This is a genomic window from Flavobacterium sp., assembly GCF_046296355.1.
Taxonomy (GTDB): Bacteria; Bacteroidota; Bacteroidia; order Flavobacteriales; family Flavobacteriaceae; genus Flavobacterium.
In genome coordinates, this window is record NZ_JBKBLM010000003.1 from 69,877 (window position 1) to 87,966 (window position 18,090).

Consider the following 18,090-nt stretch of genomic DNA (forward strand, 5'->3'; position numbering starts at 1 on the left):
CTAAGGCGCTAAGGTTCTAAGGTACTAAGACCTCAGAACCTTAGCGCCTTAGAGCCTCAGAACCTTAAAAATACATATGGGAACTTTTAAAATTGAAGGTGGAATTTCACTTAAAGGAGATGTCCAACCACAAGGGGCAAAAAATGAAGCGTTGCAAGTTTTGTGTCCGGCACTATTAACCTCAGAAAAAGTTAGAATTACCAATATTCCGGATATTATTGATGTTAATAAACTAATAGTTTTACTCGGAAATTTAGGGGTTAAAATTCAAAAAAACGGGGTTGGCGATTACACTTTTCAAGCCGATGAAGTTAATATTGATTATTTAAAAACGGAAGCTTTCAAAAAAGAAGGCGGCAGTTTAAGAGGTTCGATTATGATTGTTGGGCCACTTTTAGCTCGCTTTGGTTGTGGCTATATTCCAAAACCGGGTGGCGATAAAATTGGTCGTCGTCGTTTGGATACGCACTTTGAAGGGTTTATTAATCTTGGAGCCAAATTCCGTTACGAAAGAGAAGACCATTTCTATGGTGTGGAAACCAAAACCCGTTTGAAAGGCGCACACATGTTATTGGACGAAGCTTCAGTAACCGGTACAGCGAATATCGTAATGGCAGCCGTTTTAGCCGAAGGAACAACCACGATTTACAACGCAGCTTGTGAGCCTTATTTGCAACAATTGTGTAAAATGTTGAACTCGATGGGTGCGAAAATCACCGGTGTTGGTTCTAACTTATTGACTATTGAAGGTGTTGAAAAATTAGGCGGTTGTGAACACAGAATCCTTCCCGACATGATTGAAATCGGTTCATGGATTGGATTAGCAGCCATGACGCGTAGTGAGATTACCATAAAAAATGTGAGTTGGGAAAACTTAGGGGTTATTCCAAGTGTGTTCAGAAAACTGGGCATCACGTTAGAGAAAAAAGGAGACGATATTTATATTCCGGCTCATAAGAAAGGATATACTGTGAAAACTGATATTGATGGTTCTATTTTAACGATTGCAGATGCACCGTGGCCTGGATTTACACCAGACTTATTGAGTATCGTTTTGGTAGTAGCAACGCAAGCTAATGGAGATGTTTTGATTCACCAAAAAATGTTTGAAAGCCGTTTGTTCTTCGTGGACAAATTGATTGATATGGGTGCCAAAATTATGTTGTGCGATCCGCACAGAGCCGTAGTTATGGGACACAATTTCCAATCACAACTCAAAGCAACGACGATGTCTTCGCCTGATATTCGTGCGGGAATTTCGTTGTTGATTGCAGCGCTTTCCGCCAAAGGAACTTCGACTATTCAAAACATCGAGCAAATCGATAGAGGTTACGAAAGAATTGACGAAAGACTTAGAGCGCTTGGAGCCAATATCGTAAGAGTATAATTCATGAGAATCCTAAGCTTTTGCTTGTTGTTACTGCTAATGTCGTGTAAAACGACTTACCGCAGGGCTGACATCAGTTCAATTTCTGAAAAAGAGAAAGCAAAGGTTTATGATTTTGGAAAAAGATTACTGGAAACCTGTAAAACAAGACAGTTTGTTCAGTTGTCCGAAAGAGAAGTTACCAAAGGTTTGGCCACGCTTTCATTAGCAGAAATGCAGCATGCCTGCGATGTGTTGGATAAAAGAAATGGAAAGTTCATCGATATGACATTGATTGAGGTTATTGATGATACCTTTACCGGGAGTTCAAAAATATACCGATACAAAGGTAATTTTGAGCGAAATGATTTTGTAAATGAAATTAGGATTTGGCTCAGACCCGATGGGAAATTTCAAGGAATCATTTGGATGGAATGGAAAGACGAATATATACCGTATAAAAAATAACAGAATCCCAATTTGCAAATGTGAATTGGGATTTTAAATTTAAAACATGGAAAACTACATCATTGTATTGCTTTGTATTGCTTCTTTCTTCGCCGGTTTTGTCGATGCTATTGTTGGCGGCGGCGGTTTAATTCAAACTCCGGTCGCGATGATCTTGATGCCGAATTTATCAGTAGCGAGTATTATTGGTTCGCTCAAAATCCCGGCATTTAGCGGAACCAGTTTTGCGGCTTTTCAGTATTTGAAGAAAGTCGATATGAACTGGAAGTTGCTTGGTATTATGGCAGTTTTGGCTTTTTGTTCGGCTTTTTGTGGTTCGGCGCTGTTGAATGTGGTCAGTAATGATTTCATGAAGCCCTTGTTGTTTTTTATTCTAATCGGTTTAGCGATTTATACTTTTAAAAAGAAAAACTTCGGGCAACACCAAGAGAAAGACCATTCGACCAAAAAACAAATCATTTATGCCGTTATCATTAGTATTTTGGTTGGTTTCTATGACGGATTTATTGGTCCAGGAACCGGAAGTTTTTTGGTTTTAGGTTTTGTGTCAATTTTAGGTTTTGATTTTTTACACGCTTCCGCGAATGCTAAAATGGTCAATCTTGCGACCAACTTTGGTTCGATTTGTCTGTTTGTATTGAAAGGCAAAATCATTTGGGCCTTTGCGATTCCGATGGCTTTTTCAAATGCTTTGGGTGGATTTATTGGCGCCAAATTGGCTATAAAAAAAGGAAATACTTTTATTAGAAAGTTTTTCCTTTTTGTAGTGATATTGACGTTACTCCGTTTTGGTTATGATGTTTTTCTGGCTTAGAAATTCAAACCAAACATCACGCCATCGCCTTGATACCCATTTTGATAAGTACGAACGTAATCGATTCTTAAAATTCTGAATTTACCAAAGCCTAAATTACTCAAACCTGCTGAGAATTCCTGGTACGGATTTCTATCGGGAACGGCTAAGTTTTTAAAACCTAAAACTAATTTGGATTGCAATTTGTTCAGCAACGGAATTTTATTCATGATAAATCCTTTGTCATTGTATTCCATATGCGTTTCAAAATAGCTGTCGTTGGTGCTGGCTAAGTAGTATGGTAAAAAGTTGAATTGGTTGGTGTACGAACTGCCAAAAACCACATGCGTTTGGTTGCCGTTAAAGTGGTTGTAATCTACAAACGAGATGCCTTCCGCATTGAAGAACTTTCCGGCTTTACTGTTAATGGCAATCTCGCCTTTATTTCCGAGCGTTACATCATAGTTTACTCTGGCCGAAATTTTATCATAATTGTAATTGTCCTCACTGCCGCCGAATCCTTTTTCATAGTTTAGGGAAAGAGTCGGGTATTTGTTATTGCCGAGATTGTATTTCCCGTCGGGACGAGTAATGTATTCTTGGCCAAATTTAATTCGGGCACCCACATTCAATTTAACCAAGTTATGTCGGTCAATTGCCGATGTGGTGTAATCAAATGGCAGCAATGGATTATTAGAAGTATACAAATCATCATTTTTAATAAAAGTATAATCTGTAGAGTTGAAAATCGGTTTTCTTTCGGAATATTCTAGTCCCAAACTCATGTTTAAACCATTGAACATTTCTCTTGAAAAATTGGCTGCTATATAATTCTTCTCATACAATTTCATATAATTGTCTTTGAAAAATAAAGTACTTACGGTGTTGATTAATTTTGAAATCGGCTCTTCTCGGTTGAACTGATTCACAGCATTTCCACCAAAAACAGAAAGATAGGATTTGGATTTGTTACTCAATTTTGATGAAAAATAAGCCGTTGGTCTAAACCTTTCGTCTGAAAAACCATAAGCCAACGAGGAACCAAACTGATAATAAGTGTTTTTGTCTTCGTTTCTTTTGAAGTAGGACAAACCAATACTGGAGTTCCAACCTTGAACAGTATTGAAAGAAGTATTCATCAATGGACCATCATAATTAATGGACCATTTTTTATACGAATTCGAATAGCGGTAACCGTTTAAAATGTCAGTTAAGCCAAATTTATTTTTCTTGGCATCAATAGAATCCAGATATACTTTTGATTTTTTCTTTTCCTGAAGCGCATCTTTTTTGAGGTAATCTGTTGTTTCTTCTGAGGTTAAAGGTACAGGACGAATGGTGTTCCAAAAGGCATCATCTTTCTTATTGGCATTTTCTTCAAATCGGATAACTTCTGCAGTAAAGGTTTTTTTGGCAAACTTTTCCGGAAATTCAAAATTGGAGAATACATAGGTAAATCGCCCTGAGATATTTACTCCAAACATGCCGGCATCAAAGTCAAGTGTTTGCGTATTTTTCGCCCATATTTTTGAAGTGCTGTTGTAACTGAAGCTTTGTTTCAAGGCCATCGTGTTCAGAGCAGGATTTTGAATTTGTTTTCCTGTAAAACTCACATCAACCGCGTAAATGGCATAAGTGTCATCCACAATATAAATGTAGCCCGACATTACCGGTTCGGTTTCACGGCGAGGAATGATTTTGATTTTATTAATCTGTTGGCGATTTTCAGTAAAGAAAGAACCTTCAAATTGGTACTTATAGTAATTGAAAGCGTTATCCGCTATAGGTGAGACAACATTGACATCAAATTCCAAATAATTATCATAAAAATCGAAGTTGGCCGATGATGCATCATTAAAACTAAAACCGTTGTCGTTGCCACTCACTTTAGACGCAAGAATTTCTTCTTTCATTTTATCCGGTTTTTGGAAAGTAACTTTGGAGACTGTTTCGGATAAATACAAAATCCCGCTTCTGGTTGAATCAATGATTTCATCAAAGAAATCAATTTTTTGTCCTAAGATTGTTTTGGGTAAATTTTTAACTCTGAAAATACCTCTTGAATAAAAATCGGCTGTGTATTTCGCTGTTTTGGCTGAGTTTTCTTTTTTGTTTTTGATGGCATTTCTAATGATTTCGTTGGCCGGATTGTCTTTAGGATTAATCACAACCTCATTTAGGATGATATTTTCTTCTGCCAAAATAATCTCTAAAACAATCGGTGTTTTATCTGTAGTAACCGTTTTTTTGATGGTTTTATAACCTAAGTATTGAAAAACAATAGTGTGACTTCCGGAAGTTTTGAGATTTAATTCAAATTGTCCTTGGTCGTTACTGGTTGTTCCGTTATAGGTGTTTTCTTCAAAGATGTTTACAAAAGGTAATGGATTTCCTTTTTCATCGGAGACTTTGCCTTTAATTTGAGATAAAGCAATTGTGCTAAGTAATAAGAATAGGGCAGAGAGTAGTTTTTTTTTCATGGTTTTATTTGTTACACAGAGATTCACAGAGTCTTAAGAGATTCACAGAGTTTAAATTTTGAATCTTTTTTTATTCCTTGTTTTAACAATTTTGTATTATAGTTTTATTAGTTAGTTGATTCCAACAATCCTTGTTCAAGTTTTTTGTTTATTTCAATAGCGAGTATAATAATTGTCTCAATCAGTAGATTAATTTTAATTTTTCTCAGTGTATCTCTTTTTTGCTCCGTGAATCTCTGTGAAATTTTTTTAGTTACACATTGATTAACAGGGATATATGAGATTCACAGAGTTTAAATTTTGAATCTTTTTATTCCTTGTTTTAGCATTTTTGTATTAAAGTTGATAAGTAATCCGGTTGAATAATTTCCTAGTTTCATATAGGTTAATATTTGGGCAAAATGTACATCAGTAAAAGCTTCTACGGTTTTGAGTTCAATAACTAATTTGTTTTCAATTAATAAATCAATTCTATAGCCTTGTTCTAATTTTATTTCTTTGTAAACTAATGGCAGTGCTTTTTCGCATTCAGCATTGATTCCGGATTTTTTAATTTCATAAAACAAACACTCCTTGTATGCCGATTCCAATAAACCAGGCCCAAGTTGTCTATGTACTTCAATGGCTAGTCCAATAATTTTTTCTGTTAGTTGATTAATTTCCATTACTCAGTGTATCTCCGTTTTCTTTGTGAATCTCTGTGAAACTACAAAAAAGATTGCAAAGCCAATTCGTAACTTTTTAAACCGAAACCAATGATAATTCCTTTAGCATTTGGAGAAATAAAAGATTGATGGCGGAAAGTTTCTCGAGCAAATGTATTAGAAATGTGTACTTCAATAACCGGCGTTATGATAGCTTTAACAGCATCGCCAATTCCGACAGAAGTGTGCGTGTAGGCTGCGGCATTGAGGATTATGCCATCATAAGTAAACCCAACTTCCTGAATTTTATCAATTAATTCGCCTTCTATATTGCTTTGAAAATAGCTTAATTCTAGTGTAGGATATTTGCTTTTTAAGGTTTCAAAAAAAGACTCGAAAGTAATGTTTCCGTATACTTCCGGTTCGCGTTTGCCCAACAAATTAAGATTAGGGCCATTGATGATAGCTATTTTCATAGAATGAATTTTAAGTAAAAATAAAAAACCGCTGTCGAACGGACAACGGTTTTGTACTAAAGTTTTGATTTTATTAGAATCGGTAACCTAATGATAGCTGTATTACCCTGTTGGTAACCTCTGCATTTCTGGAAGCTTCTGTTAATCCTGCAATATATCTTGCCTGAAGAAGGAAATGCTCTGTAATGTTATAGCCTAATCCACCGGCAATGCCAAAATCAAATGTTTCTCCTTCAAATTGTGCTGCCACATCTTCATTGACCAAGAATGAAAATTGCGGTCCGGCTTCAAAGCTCAACTTGTTTTTGGTTAAATAAAATTTGGCCAAGACAGGAACTGTGATATAGTTATAGTTGATGTCATCAAATGCGGCTTCGTTAATTTTGGTTCCTTGAGAAGAATATACCAGTTCGGGTTGAATTGATAAATTCTCCAATAGTTTTACTTCTAGCAAAGCACCAAAATGAAAACTGGTGTAAGTAGAACCTTCAACGTTATTACCTTCCAAATTAGAGAAGTTAGCACCGGCTTTAAGACCAAATTTTAAAGTTTGAGCATTTAATAAATTGAAAATGAATAACATAACGATTGATACAACGGCTTTTTTCATAGGAATTGTTTTTTAGTTAAATGAAATACTATAATAAATTAACGGAATTTTACTCTTTTTAGTATAAGGTGATATAAATTTTCTAAATGCTATAAAATGTGGGGAAATCGGCTTTGTTTTGTCAATGGCAAAATATTGGTTGTTTTGCGATGTTCTGTTAAATACCTGTATAACAGCTGTTTTGCAATGTTGTGTTGTTAACAACCTTGTTAATAAGTCGAATTTCCCTTATTATTCCTATTAATCTAAACTTTTAACTTTGCTTATATTAATTTTAAAATTAAACAAACATGAAAAAAATTATTTTAACTATGGCTGCTGTATTTGCTTTTTCTTTTGCAAATGCACAAGATTCTAAAGGCGGATCTAGCGACATGAAATTTGGTGTTAAAGCTGGTTACATCAATTCTAACTTCACTGGTGACTTTGATGGAGATGCTACTTCTAGCTTCTACATTGGTGGTTTAGTAGATTTCGCTGTTTCTGAAAAATTCCACGTACAACCAGAATTATTGTACTCTATGGAAGGAGCTAAAGATGCTGCATTAAACTTCATCAAAATTCCTATTATGGCTAAGTATTACGTAGCTGAAGGTTTCAATTTACAAGCAGGTCCACAGTTTGGTTTTGTTGCCGGTGGTGATGATATCAAAGATTTTACAAAATCTATGGATTATGGTTTAGGAATTGGTGCGGGTTATGAGTTAGAATCAGGTTTGTTCTTTGACGCTAGATATAACTTAGGTTTAGCTGATCTTAACGATTTCCCTAGTGGATCAGGATTTGAAGATTTCAAATTAAACACTACATCTTTCCAAATCGGTTTAGGATACAGATTCTAATCAATTTAGAAGATTATAATTCAAAACCTCTCCATGTGAGAGGTTTTTTTTTGGTTTTAACCAAACTTTACTAGTATAAAAATACTACTTTTGTGTACTAATTTTAAACTTATAAATGATGAAAAAATTTGTTGTTGCCTTTGTCGTCCTAATCAGTTTCAATGCCTTGCAAGCTCAGGATGTAAAGTATGGGTTGAAAGGTGGTTTGAACATTGCCAATTTGAATGTTTCCGGTGAAGCATCCCCAAGCATGAGTTCAATTGTGAATTTTAATTTTGGTGCTTTTGCTGAATTTAAAATAAATAAAAAAATGGCTTTTCAACCTGAGTTGATTTATTCTGTTCAAGGGGCAAAGTATAGCCAAGTTGTTGATCTTGACGGAAATTTATACGATACAAATAACACTTTAAAATTTTCTTATTTAAACGTGCCTTTAATGTTTAAATATTATCCTCAGAGCAAATTTTATTTTGAAGCCGGTCCACAATTGGGTTTTTTAACTGCTGCTAAGGTTGATGTTGATGTTGTAGGATTTGGTTCAGGTAGCGATGATGTGAAAGAATTTTTTAAAACTATTGATTTCGGGATGAATATTGGTTTAGGTTATAATTTTTCTAAAGTCGTATTTGCAAATGCCAGATATAATTTCGGACTTACTAACATAGCTGATACAGAGCCAGGCGACAACACAAAAATGAAGAATAGCGTATTTTCTATCTCATTAGGTTACATTTTCTAAAATAACTGGAACAATTAAAACCTCTCCTTCGTGAGAGGTTTTTTTATACCCATACATTTCGTTTATTTGTAGCATGAACTGGAACAGTTATATCAAAAATTTTCAATCTTATTTAAAAATCGAGCGAGGTTTGTCCAAAAACACGGTGGCTAACTATACATTCGATTTAGAGCGATTGTGTGCTTTTTTAAATGAAAACAGCATCAGTATTGCGCCTGAAAAAATAAAGGAAGAAACTATTCAGCAATTTATTTATGCCATTTCCAAAGAAGTCAATGCGCGTTCACAAGCCCGAATTATTTCCGGATTGAAAAGCTTTTTTTCCTATATGATTTTCGAAGATTTTCGCACCGACAATCCAATGGAATTGATTGAAGCCCCAAGAATAGGTCGAAAATTACCCGATACACTTTCTGTAGAAGATATTGATAATTTGATTGGCGCCATAAATCTGGCAACACCTGAAGGCGAACGCAACAGAGCCATGCTCGAAACGCTTTACGGATGTGGTTTACGTGTTTCTGAAATCATAACCTTGAAGATATCCGATTTATTTTTCGAGGAAGGTTTTATCAAAATCACCGGAAAAGGCAACAAACAGCGCTTTGTTCCCATTGCCAAATCAACTCAAAAGTATATTAAACTCTACCGAGAATCCATTAGAAATCATATGGTCATAGCCAAAGGTTTTGAGGATACTTTATTCCTAAATCGAAGAGGAAAACAATTAACGCGTGCTATGGTTTTTACGATTATAAAAGACTTGGCGGTAAAGATTAATTTGGCCAAAAACATTAGTCCACACACACTCAGACATTCCTTTGCGACGCACTTACTCGAAAATGGGGCAGATTTGCGCTCGATTCAAATGATGCTCGGACATGAATCAATTACCACTACGGAGATTTATGTGCATTTGGACAGAAAACATTTAACACAAATCGTGAACAGATTTCACCCGAGAAAGCAGTAGTTTGTTGGATTTTTATCTATTTTTGTTCAGTCAAAAAACAATAATCCCCAAATCTGTTTTTACAATGAAATTCAACAACGTATTTGTTGTAGATGATGACAAAGTGCACCACTTTATCATCAAAAAGCTACTGGAAAAAAACAATATCCGGACCAACACTTCTTTTTTTGAGAATGGTCATGAAGCCTTGAATAATTTAAAAGTCAAACTTCAAAATGGTGAAAATCCTCCCGATTTAATTCTGTTAGACATTAATATGCCGGTGCTTGATGGTTGGCAGTTTTTGGAAGAATTCAATGAGATAAAAAAGCATATCCTAAATGAAATTACCATCTATGTAGTTACTTCTTCTGACGACTATTTTAATGCGGATAAGATTGAAGAGTATAAAAGTGTGATAAAGAGTTATTACGTCAAACCAATGACTAGTGAAGTAATTAAATCAATATTTTTATAACAAAAAAGGCGACCATTTGGTCGCCTTTTTTAATTTGTAATACTTTATTATTTAGCGATATTCACCGCTCTGGTTTCTCTGATTACCGTGATTTTTACTTGTCCAGGATAAGTCATTTCCGTTTGGATTTTTTGTGAAATCTCAAACGAAAGATTGGCTGCATTTTCATCACTTACTTTTTCGCTTTCCACAATCACACGCAATTCACGTCCGGCTTGGATAGCATATGCATTTTTCACACCGTTAAAGCCAAAGGCAATGTTTTCCAAGTCTTTCAATCTTTGGATATAAGAATCCAACACTTGACGTCTTGCGCCTGGTCTGGCACCTGAAATAGCATCACACACTTGGATAATAGGAGAGATTAAATATTTCATCTCAATCTCGTCGTGGTGAGCTCCGATGGCGTTACAAACTTCTTCTTTTTCGCCAAATTTCTCAGCCCATTGCATTCCTAATAAGGCGTGTGGCAAATCACTTTCTGTATCCGGCACTTTTCCGATATCGTGTAATAAACCGGCACGTTTGGCTAATTTTACATTCAATCCTAATTCGGCTGCCATGATACCACAAAGTTTGGCTACTTCACGTGAGTGTTGTAATAAGTTTTGTCCGTAAGACGAACGGTATTTCATTCTACCAACGACTTTAATCAATTCGGGGTGTAAACCGTGAATTCCTAAGTCGATTACGGTACGTTTACCTACTTCAATGATTTCGTCATCAATTTGTTTCGTCGTTTTAGCTACTACTTCTTCAATTCTTGCCGGGTGAATTCTACCATCGGTCACCAATTTGTGTAATGACAAACGGGCAATTTCTCTTCTCACCGGGTCAAAACACGATAAAATAATCGCTTCAGGCGTATCGTCAACAATAATTTCTACACCGGTTGCGGCTTCTAAAGCACGGATGTTTCTTCCTTCACGACCAATGATTCTTCCTTTTACATCATCCGATTCTATATTGAATACTGATACACAGTTTTCTACTGCTTCTTCGGTTCCAACACGTTGAATGGTGTTGATGATTACTTTTTTAGCTTCTTGTTGTGCCGTTAATTTAGCTTCTTCAATAGTGTCTTGAATATGCGACATCGCTTTGGTTTTAGCCTCAGCTTTTAAACTTTCAACCAATTGCTCACGAGCATCTTCAGCCGATAGACCGGAGATTACTTCCAATTGTTCTACTTGACTTTTGTGAAGTTTTTCCAATTCTTGGTGCTTCTTGTCAAGCAATTCAATTTTGGCGTTGTACTCATTGGTTTTAGCTTCGTAATCGTCGTTGATTTTTTTGGCTTTGGCTAACTCACTAGATACTTGAGATTCTTTATCTCTGGTTCTTTTCTCTACTTCTGCTATTTTTTTGTCTTTGTTCAGAATCTCTTTTTCGTGTTCCGATTTCAATTCTAAAAACTTTTCTTTGGCTTGAAGTAACTTGTCCTTCTTGATGTTTTCAGCTTCAACGTTGGCATCTCTTAAGATAGAAGAAGCTTCTTTTTTAGCATTTTTAATCATGTTAGAGACGTTACTCTTTTCTAAGAATTTTGCAATTCCGAAGCCTCCGCCGATTCCTGCGATTAACGCAATTATAATCAATATAGTTTCCATGTTTTTGTTAGTGTTTATATATAAAAAAAGCCTACATTAGGTGAATGCATAAACTCGTAAGGACAAGTTTTGAGCTAACTCGTTGGTCAAGGATCCACGATAAAAGTGGCGTGCTTTAGTAACGATGACTGGCTCATTCTAATTTGTTAGTGTTGAGTTTACCAATTAAAATCTAATGTAGGCGGTATTGTAATCTATGTTAAGAACGTTATTTTTTGTCGAGATAATCGAACAACAAATCATTAATTTTTTTCAATCTGTTAAGAGTTTCTGTACCATCAATGGTGTTGTCGACTTGCTTTTGTTCTACTTGCGAAGCAAATTGTAAGGCGCACATGGCTAATACATCTTGCTTGTCGCGAACTGCGTAGTTTTCTTCGAATTGCTTAATCATTGCATCAATTTTTTTGGAAGCACTTCTCAGCCCTTCTTCTTGCGATAGGTCTACCGTTAACGGATAAACTCTGTCGGCTATTGATAACTTTATTTTAAGCTTATCCTCCATATTTTAGTCTGACAACTGCGCGATACAGTAATCTATCTCTCGAATTAATGAATTTATTTTAAGCTTGGTATCTCGTTTATTTTCTTCACCGCCTAATAATGAATTGGCCATTTTGAGCGATTCACATTCCGATTTTAAGGTGTTAATTTCATCGGTTTGCTTTTGAATCATACTTGCAGCTTGTTGTAATTCTGTTCTCAATGCCATAGAATTCGTCTCCAAACTGTCTATTTTCATAAAAAGCTTTTCAATCCTATTTTCAACAGAATCAATTATTTCTGCAATGTCACTCATAAATTACTTTATTCATTACTTACTTTACAAAGTTAGGATTCTATTTTGTTTGCACAATATTTTTGACAATTATTTATTGCTAATTTTAAACGGATTTATAATAATTTGTTTTTTAAGGAGTTATAAATAAATTTTACGCTTGTAAATTTTAACTCACTTTTTTCATACCTTAGCTAAAACAACTTTTTTATGAAATTTATTTGGCTGTTTTGTTGTTATACTGCTTTGGTTTTAGGCCAAAATCAATATACGAAGGACTATTTTCGTTCTCCTTTGGATGTACCGTTGCAGCTTTCCGGGAACTTTGGAGAATTGCGACCGAATCATTTTCACTCCGGCTTCGATTTTAAAACACAAAAGAAAGAAGGTTTCCCTGTTTATGCAGTAGCCGATGGTTACATTTCCAGAATAAAAATTGCTGAAAACGGTTACGGCAAAGCCATTTACATCAATCATCCCAATGGCTACACTTCGGTTTACGGTCATTTGCAATCGGGTTTTGGAGAAGTAGAAAAATTAATCAAAAGAGAACAATACAAAGCCAAATCGTACGAAATTGACGTGAGTTTTTCTCCCAATGATTTGTCGGTTAAAAAAGATGAAGTCATCGCTATCTCAGGAAATACTGGAGGTTCAGACGGACCGCATTTGCATTTTGAAATTCGCAACACCCAATCTGAAAAAATAATCAACCCCATGTATTTTGGATTTGATGAATTGCTGAAAGACAGTAAAAGACCCATTTTGAATAGCTTAATGGTTTATCCTTTGGGTCAAAATTCGGTAGTGAACCAATCCAAAAGACCGATTGCAGTGAGTATTTCCCAACAAGCAGACGGTAGTTACATCGCCGAAAAAGTAATGGTCTCCGGAAAAATAGGTTTCGGAATTACTACTATCGATTATGATGATGTTTCTTGGAATGCTAATGGGATTTTTAGGGTGCAAACTTTTCTAAACGGTAAAACCGATTTTCGATACCATTTCGATACTTTTTCTTTTGACGAAACCCGATATGTCAATGCGTTGATTGATTATGGTCGGTATAAAAAAATAGGCCAAAGAGTGCAGAAATTGTTTGCCGAAAATCCATATCCGCTAAGTATCATTCAACCCGGAAATAACAATGGAATTATTTCAATCACTTCGAATGCCAATCAAAATTATAAAATAGAAATTGCCGACTTCAGTGAGAATCTCACAAGGGTTTTTATTCCTATTGCCTTTGAACCAATGGCTGTAAAAGTCAATGAAGAACCGATTACCTCAAAATATTGGGTCAAAACCAACAAAGAAAATATTTTCTCTGTGGAAAATGTTACGGTTACTATTCCGGCCAATGCTTTTCTGAAAGATTTCTCTATGGATTTTGAAGTCAAAAACGGATTATTGCACCTACACGATGATGTTGAACCGGCTTTCGCCAATATGACCATTACTTTTGAAGACAGTCTAAGTTCGGAAAAAGACCGACCAAAAATGTTTATCGGTTCTATTGATGGCAAAAAAATCTATTATTACAATACTAAACGCTACAAAAATTCGTTTACTGTTTATTCCAAATATTTGGGAGATTATAAGTTGTTCAAAGACAGTATGCCACCCAAAATTAAAATCGATAAAAAAATTGGTGGCCAATGGATTAGCCAGCAAGAAACTTTACAATTCACTATTTCCGATGATTTATCGGGTATTAAAAGTTATGAAGGTAAGTTAAACGGTCAATGGATTTTATTAGAATATGATCCAAAAACCAAAAAATTAATCCATCGCTTTTTGGATGGTATAGTAGCCGAAGGGAAAAACGATTTAAAAATAGTCGTTACCGATAATGTTGGAAATTCTACTATCTTTGAAACACAATTTTTCAGAAGTCAAAAACCTTAATCATATAGTTTGAGAACAAATAAATTCCTTTTTACGCTCCTTTTTTTAGCGTTCAGCAGCATCGCTTTTGCCCAAAATCAAACGGCTAAAGTCGCCGGAGTCGTACTCGATGAAAACAACAGACCTGTTGAAGGCGTAACCGTTAGCTACCAAACCAAATCTTCCATAACCGATGCCAATGGTTTTTATGGGATAGTTGTTCCGGCCAACCAAAAAATTGTTTTGGTTTTTACCCATTCCTCCTTGAAGAAAATAACAGCAACATTACAATTAAAACCGAATGAAGAAAGAGAGTTTTATGTAGTCATGAACGATGCAGAGCAATTGGGAGAAGTAGTTGTAACCGGAAGAAGAAGTCGCGTACAGGGAATAGTCTCGGTTTCTCCTGAAACAGTCCGAAAAAATCCAAGCGCCATGCCAGGAGTGGAAAGTGTTATAAAGTTAATGCCAAGCGCCAGCGGAAATAACGAGTTGAGTTCAGGCTACAATGTTCGTGGCGGAAATTATGATGAAAATTTAGTTTATGTTAATGAAATAGAAGTCTATCGTCCGTTTTTAGTTCGTTCCGGACAACAAGAAGGATTGAGTTTTACCAATACCGATATGGTGCAGAATGTAGATTTTTCTGCGGGTGGATTTCAAGCCAAATATGGTGATAAATTGTCTTCGGTTTTAGATATCACTTACCGAACACCAAAAAAATACAGTATAAGTGCTGATGCGAGTTTTTTGGGTGGAAGTATCACGGGTGAAGGCGTTTCTAAAAACAAAAAATGGTCAGCCATAACCGGCGTTCGTTACCGCGACAATTCACTTTTTGTCAACAGTCAGGAAACGCAAACGAATTACCGACCAACTTTTGCCGATGTACAAACCAATGTCAATTTTAGCCCAAATGATAATTGGAATTTCAGTTTCTTGGGCAATGTTTCGCAAAATAAATACAATTACCAACCGTTATCACGCCAAACCAATTTCGGAACCATTGACGAACCAATTGCGCTTCAGGTTTTTTATGAAGGTCAGGAAAAAGACAAATACCAAACGCTTTTTGGTGCTTTTAAAACCACTTTCAACAAAGACGACAACAACAATTTCCGATTGATTACTTCCGTTTACCATACGCAAGAGCAAGAGTACTTCGATATTTTTGCGGCTTATTTTTTAGGCGAAGTCGATACCAATATCGGTTCGGAAACTCTAGGCGAAGTAACTTTTAATCGCGGAATTGGAACACAGTTGAACCATGCACGCAACGATTTAGATGCTTTAATTATCAATGCTGAAATCAAAGGAACGCACCAAATCAATAATAAAAAACACCAAATCGATTGGGGTTTTAAATACACTCGTGAAAATATTCGCGATAGAATAGTGGAGTGGGAAGTAATTGATTCAGCAGGTTTTTCCATCAATCCGCCTGAGTTTGATTTCCCGAACGACCAACCGTATAATCCTTATATCGGACCGTTGGTGCCATACCAAAATGTGAGAGCGACCAATTTTATTGATATTGACAGACTTTCAGGTTTTGCCCAATGGAATACCAAAACTAATTTGGGCAACAGTCAGCTTTGGATTACTGCCGGAGCACGTTTTCACAATTGGACGGTTTCAGGCGATGGTATTTCCAATGCTAAAAACCAAACCGTTTTCAGTCCGAGAGCGCAATTTGCCCTCAAACCGGATTGGGACAAAGATATGGTGTTTAAATTTGCAGCAGGATATTACCACCAACCGCCATTTTACCGTGAATTAAGAGATAGTAACGGTGCTGTGAATCCGAATGTGAAAGCCCAACAGTCGATTCACTTTGTGTTAAGCAATGACTATAATTTTATGATGAACAACCGCAAGTTTAAATTGGTTACCGAAGCCTATTACAAAACGATGACGGATGTAAATACTTATACATTGGAAAACGTTCGTATTCGCTACCGTGCCAACAATGATGCGGAAGCTTTTGCCTACGGATTGGAAGCAAGGTTAAATGGAGAGTTTGTGCCGGGAACGGAATCGTGGTTGAGTTTTGGTTACATGAAAACCGAAGAAAACCAAGACGGAAGAGGTTATATTGCTCGTCCGACCGACCAACGATTGAAATTCGGAATCTTGTTCCAGGATTATATGCCCAATTTGCCTAACATGAAATTATACTTGAATTTAGTTTACAACACCGGTTTACCCGGAGGTTCGCCTTCTTATGCCGATGCTTATACTTACCAGAGTCGTTTGCGTGATTACCGTCGTGCCGATGTGGGATTCTCGTATGTGTTGACTGAGAAAAACAACGAAAGAGCTGAAGGTCATTGGCTGAAAAAATTCGAGGACTTATCGATTGGTTTTGAAATCTTTAATTTGTTCAACAACCAAAATGCGATTACCAATACTTGGGTGCGCGATGTGTATACTAAAAACCAATACGGAATTCCAAACTATATGACTACGCGTGTTTTCAATATAAAACTGACCGCTAAATTGTAGAAATAATTCACTATTTTTGGTTGACAAATTTATATGAGATGAAAAATTGCACTTTCTATATTTCCTTGATTTTAGCGGTGACTTTGGCAAGTTGCAAAAAAGAAGAAACGCCTACACCTAAAGTGATTTACGAAGACACTTCCAAACCTAAAACGGAAGTTCCCGAAGACACTACCCAAATAGAAATAGCCGATTTGCCCATCAATATGGACGGAACAAATTACTTGATTTTCCCAATCGGAACAGTTTCAAGCGATAAGAAAGTTAAAGCTTCTTATGATTCTAATACAGGTTACACCGTTTCCAATTACGGCGAATACCAAATTACTGGTTATTTGCAGAATTTAAAGTTTCAGGAAATAGGGAAGGATACCATTTACGCCTTGACGGATAAAAATGTTTTGATAGAAACCGCGACTTATTTAAAATCCACAGCAGATAAGACTAAAAAGCAACTGATGGCTTATTCTTTGGCGGATATGGATACCAATAAAGACAATAAACTAGACAATAACGATATCAAAGCACTTTACTTGAGCGATATTTCAGGAAAAAACTTCACTAAAATTTCTGTTGATTTTCAGGAATTAATCGATTGGAATGTTGTAGAATCCAGAAGTAGACTGTATTTCAGAGCTATTGAAGACACTAATAAAAACGGAGCATTCGACAAAGAAGACACACTTCATTATTACTTTGTCAATCTTTTGGACAAAGAATGGAAAGCTACGGAAATCAAACCTTTGCCTTAAATAAATCTAAATCAGAATATCGCTTTCTAAATCAGACTTTTCAATCTCAAAGTCAAAGCCTAATTTGTCAACTAATTCGATAACCAACTTTTTATACCAATTCTCTGATTTGGGATGAATGTAGATTTTTTCTATCATTTGGTTGATATCGACGTCAATTTTCAAACCGTCATTGATTTTAATGTCTTTGTCAGATAAGTCGGCAATAATTCTGACTTCGCCTTCGTATTGAAAACTTTTTCGCTTAAACAAGAAGGGGAAAAACATATCGTCAAACGGAATGTATTCCTTTTTGTAATCGATGTAATTGACTTCGCCGATGAATTGGTTGAAATCTTTTTCGGCTTCTAAAGCTTTTTGCAAACGACCAATAGTTGATTGAATCGCCAAACCTTCGCTGTTTTGGGTAAAAATCTGCCACATGGCAAACGATTCGTATTCGTTGATGTGCCAACTGCTAACGACTACTTTTTCGCGATGTGATTTGTAATAAGCTAAGAATTCCGGATTGTTCTCGGACAATTTTTTGATTTCCTCAAAAGTGGGTTCGCTAAAAGTGCCTTCGTATTGGTCTTCAAATTTGTCCGAACGCGACATAAATAACTTTCGCGAAAGCAGTAAATCAAGGAATTTAGACAAGTCCAAATATTTCCAAACTACGGTATTGGGATCTTCAGGCAGTTTGATATTTGGATTGTTTACATACATAA

General features: G+C 35.9%; 18 protein-coding genes and 1 other RNA gene. 10 read left to right on the forward strand and 9 right to left on the reverse strand.

All coding sequences use genetic code 11. The annotated features are described in order from the left end of the window. The first annotated feature begins 76 nt into the window (after positions 1 to 76). The 3 genes from murA to ACK4HO_RS03095 are packed head-to-tail and all read left to right on the forward strand — an operon-like array spanning position 77 to position 2,648. On the forward strand, positions 77 to 1,387 hold the full coding sequence (murA, locus tag ACK4HO_RS03085) for a UDP-N-acetylglucosamine 1-carboxyvinyltransferase (RefSeq protein WP_409662396.1): 1,311 nt from the start codon (positions 77 to 79) through the stop codon (positions 1,385 to 1,387). 3 nt (positions 1,388 to 1,390) lie between these two features. Then, a complete protein-coding gene (locus ACK4HO_RS03090; RefSeq protein ID WP_409662399.1) occupies positions 1,391 to 1,834 on the forward strand; it encodes a hypothetical protein in 444 nt (147 codons plus the stop codon). A 46-nt stretch (positions 1,835 to 1,880) separates the two neighbouring features. After that, the gene (locus ACK4HO_RS03095; RefSeq protein WP_409662402.1) at positions 1,881 to 2,648 is read left to right on the forward strand and encodes a sulfite exporter TauE/SafE family protein; all 768 of its coding nucleotides are present in this window, start codon (positions 1,881 to 1,883) and stop codon (positions 2,646 to 2,648) included. Here the strand turns inward: ACK4HO_RS03095 and ACK4HO_RS03100 are convergent. The 4 genes from ACK4HO_RS03100 to ACK4HO_RS03115 all read right to left on the reverse strand — a co-directional run bounded on the left by ACK4HO_RS03100 (position 2,645) and on the right by ACK4HO_RS03115 (position 6,837). Further along, the gene (locus ACK4HO_RS03100; RefSeq protein WP_409662405.1) at positions 2,645 to 5,107 is read right to left on the reverse strand and encodes a DUF5686 and carboxypeptidase regulatory-like domain-containing protein; all 2,463 of its coding nucleotides are present in this window, start codon (positions 5,105 to 5,107) and stop codon (positions 2,645 to 2,647) included. The genes ACK4HO_RS03095 and ACK4HO_RS03100 overlap by 4 nt on opposite strands. Before the next feature lie 293 nt (positions 5,108 to 5,400). Next, positions 5,401 to 5,772: a GxxExxY protein gene (locus ACK4HO_RS03105; RefSeq protein WP_409662409.1), complete on the reverse strand. Its 372-nt coding sequence runs from the start codon at positions 5,770 to 5,772 to the stop codon at positions 5,401 to 5,403. A 41-nt stretch (positions 5,773 to 5,813) separates the two neighbouring features. Beyond that, a complete protein-coding gene (aroQ, locus tag ACK4HO_RS03110; protein WP_409662412.1) occupies positions 5,814 to 6,227 on the reverse strand; it encodes a type II 3-dehydroquinate dehydratase in 414 nt (137 codons plus the stop codon). Positions 6,228 to 6,300: 73 nt separating this feature from the next. Beyond that, positions 6,301 to 6,837, reverse strand: a complete 537-nt coding sequence (locus ACK4HO_RS03115; protein ID WP_409662415.1) for a porin family protein — start codon at positions 6,835 to 6,837, stop codon at positions 6,301 to 6,303. Between the two features lie 290 nt (positions 6,838 to 7,127). Between ACK4HO_RS03115 and ACK4HO_RS03120 the strand changes: the two genes are divergently transcribed. The 4 genes from ACK4HO_RS03120 (at position 7,128) to ACK4HO_RS03135 (ending at position 9,848) form a co-directional block, all read left to right on the forward strand. Then, the gene (locus ACK4HO_RS03120) at positions 7,128 to 7,679 is read left to right on the forward strand and encodes a porin family protein (RefSeq protein ID WP_409662418.1); all 552 of its coding nucleotides are present in this window, start codon (positions 7,128 to 7,130) and stop codon (positions 7,677 to 7,679) included. A 118-nt stretch (positions 7,680 to 7,797) separates the two neighbouring features. After that, positions 7,798 to 8,418 carry a porin family protein gene (locus ACK4HO_RS03125; protein ID WP_409662421.1) on the forward strand — a complete coding sequence of 207 codons (621 nt, stop codon included), beginning with the start codon at positions 7,798 to 7,800 and terminating at the stop codon, positions 8,416 to 8,418. 73 nt (positions 8,419 to 8,491) lie between these two features. Beyond that, positions 8,492 to 9,391, forward strand: coding sequence for a site-specific tyrosine recombinase XerD (gene xerD / locus ACK4HO_RS03130; RefSeq protein WP_409662424.1), 900 nt, complete (start codon positions 8,492 to 8,494; stop codon positions 9,389 to 9,391). A gap of 64 nt (positions 9,392 to 9,455) precedes the next feature. After that, a complete protein-coding gene (locus tag ACK4HO_RS03135; RefSeq protein WP_409662427.1) occupies positions 9,456 to 9,848 on the forward strand; it encodes a response regulator in 393 nt (130 codons plus the stop codon). Positions 9,849 to 9,895: 47 nt separating this feature from the next. Here ACK4HO_RS03135 and rny read toward each other — a convergent pair whose 3' ends face one another. The 4 genes from rny to ACK4HO_RS03155 all read right to left on the reverse strand — a co-directional run bounded on the left by rny (position 9,896) and on the right by ACK4HO_RS03155 (position 12,257). Then, entirely contained in the window at positions 9,896 to 11,458 is a 1,563-nt protein-coding gene (rny, locus tag ACK4HO_RS03140) for a ribonuclease Y (protein ID WP_409662429.1), read from the reverse strand. 50 nt (positions 11,459 to 11,508) lie between these two features. Next, positions 11,509 to 11,616, reverse strand: a non-coding RNA gene (gene ssrS, locus ACK4HO_RS03145) — 6S RNA. A gap of 50 nt (positions 11,617 to 11,666) precedes the next feature. Next, positions 11,667 to 11,963, reverse strand: a complete 297-nt coding sequence (locus ACK4HO_RS03150; RefSeq protein WP_409662432.1) for a cell division protein ZapA — start codon at positions 11,961 to 11,963, stop codon at positions 11,667 to 11,669. A gap of 3 nt (positions 11,964 to 11,966) precedes the next feature. Next, complete coding sequence (locus tag ACK4HO_RS03155; protein WP_409662435.1) at positions 11,967 to 12,257, reverse strand: hypothetical protein; 291 nt, start codon at positions 12,255 to 12,257, stop codon at positions 11,967 to 11,969. 189 nt (positions 12,258 to 12,446) lie between these two features. On the opposite strand from ACK4HO_RS03155, the gene ACK4HO_RS03160 reads away from it, so the two are divergent. The 3 genes from ACK4HO_RS03160 to ACK4HO_RS03170 are packed head-to-tail and all read left to right on the forward strand — an operon-like array spanning position 12,447 to position 17,380. Further along, positions 12,447 to 14,144, forward strand: coding sequence for a M23 family metallopeptidase (locus tag ACK4HO_RS03160; protein ID WP_409662438.1), 1,698 nt, complete (start codon positions 12,447 to 12,449; stop codon positions 14,142 to 14,144). A gap of 9 nt (positions 14,145 to 14,153) precedes the next feature. Continuing rightward, the gene (locus ACK4HO_RS03165; protein ID WP_409662441.1) at positions 14,154 to 16,628 is read left to right on the forward strand and encodes a carboxypeptidase-like regulatory domain-containing protein; all 2,475 of its coding nucleotides are present in this window, start codon (positions 14,154 to 14,156) and stop codon (positions 16,626 to 16,628) included. A gap of 38 nt (positions 16,629 to 16,666) precedes the next feature. After that, complete coding sequence (locus ACK4HO_RS03170) at positions 16,667 to 17,380, forward strand: hypothetical protein (protein ID WP_409662444.1); 714 nt, start codon at positions 16,667 to 16,669, stop codon at positions 17,378 to 17,380. Between the two features lie 6 nt (positions 17,381 to 17,386). Here ACK4HO_RS03170 and ACK4HO_RS03175 read toward each other — a convergent pair whose 3' ends face one another. Next, positions 17,387 to 18,088, reverse strand: coding sequence for a hypothetical protein (locus tag ACK4HO_RS03175; protein ID WP_409662446.1), 702 nt, complete (start codon positions 18,086 to 18,088; stop codon positions 17,387 to 17,389). Between the last annotated feature and the right edge of the window lie 2 nt (positions 18,089 to 18,090).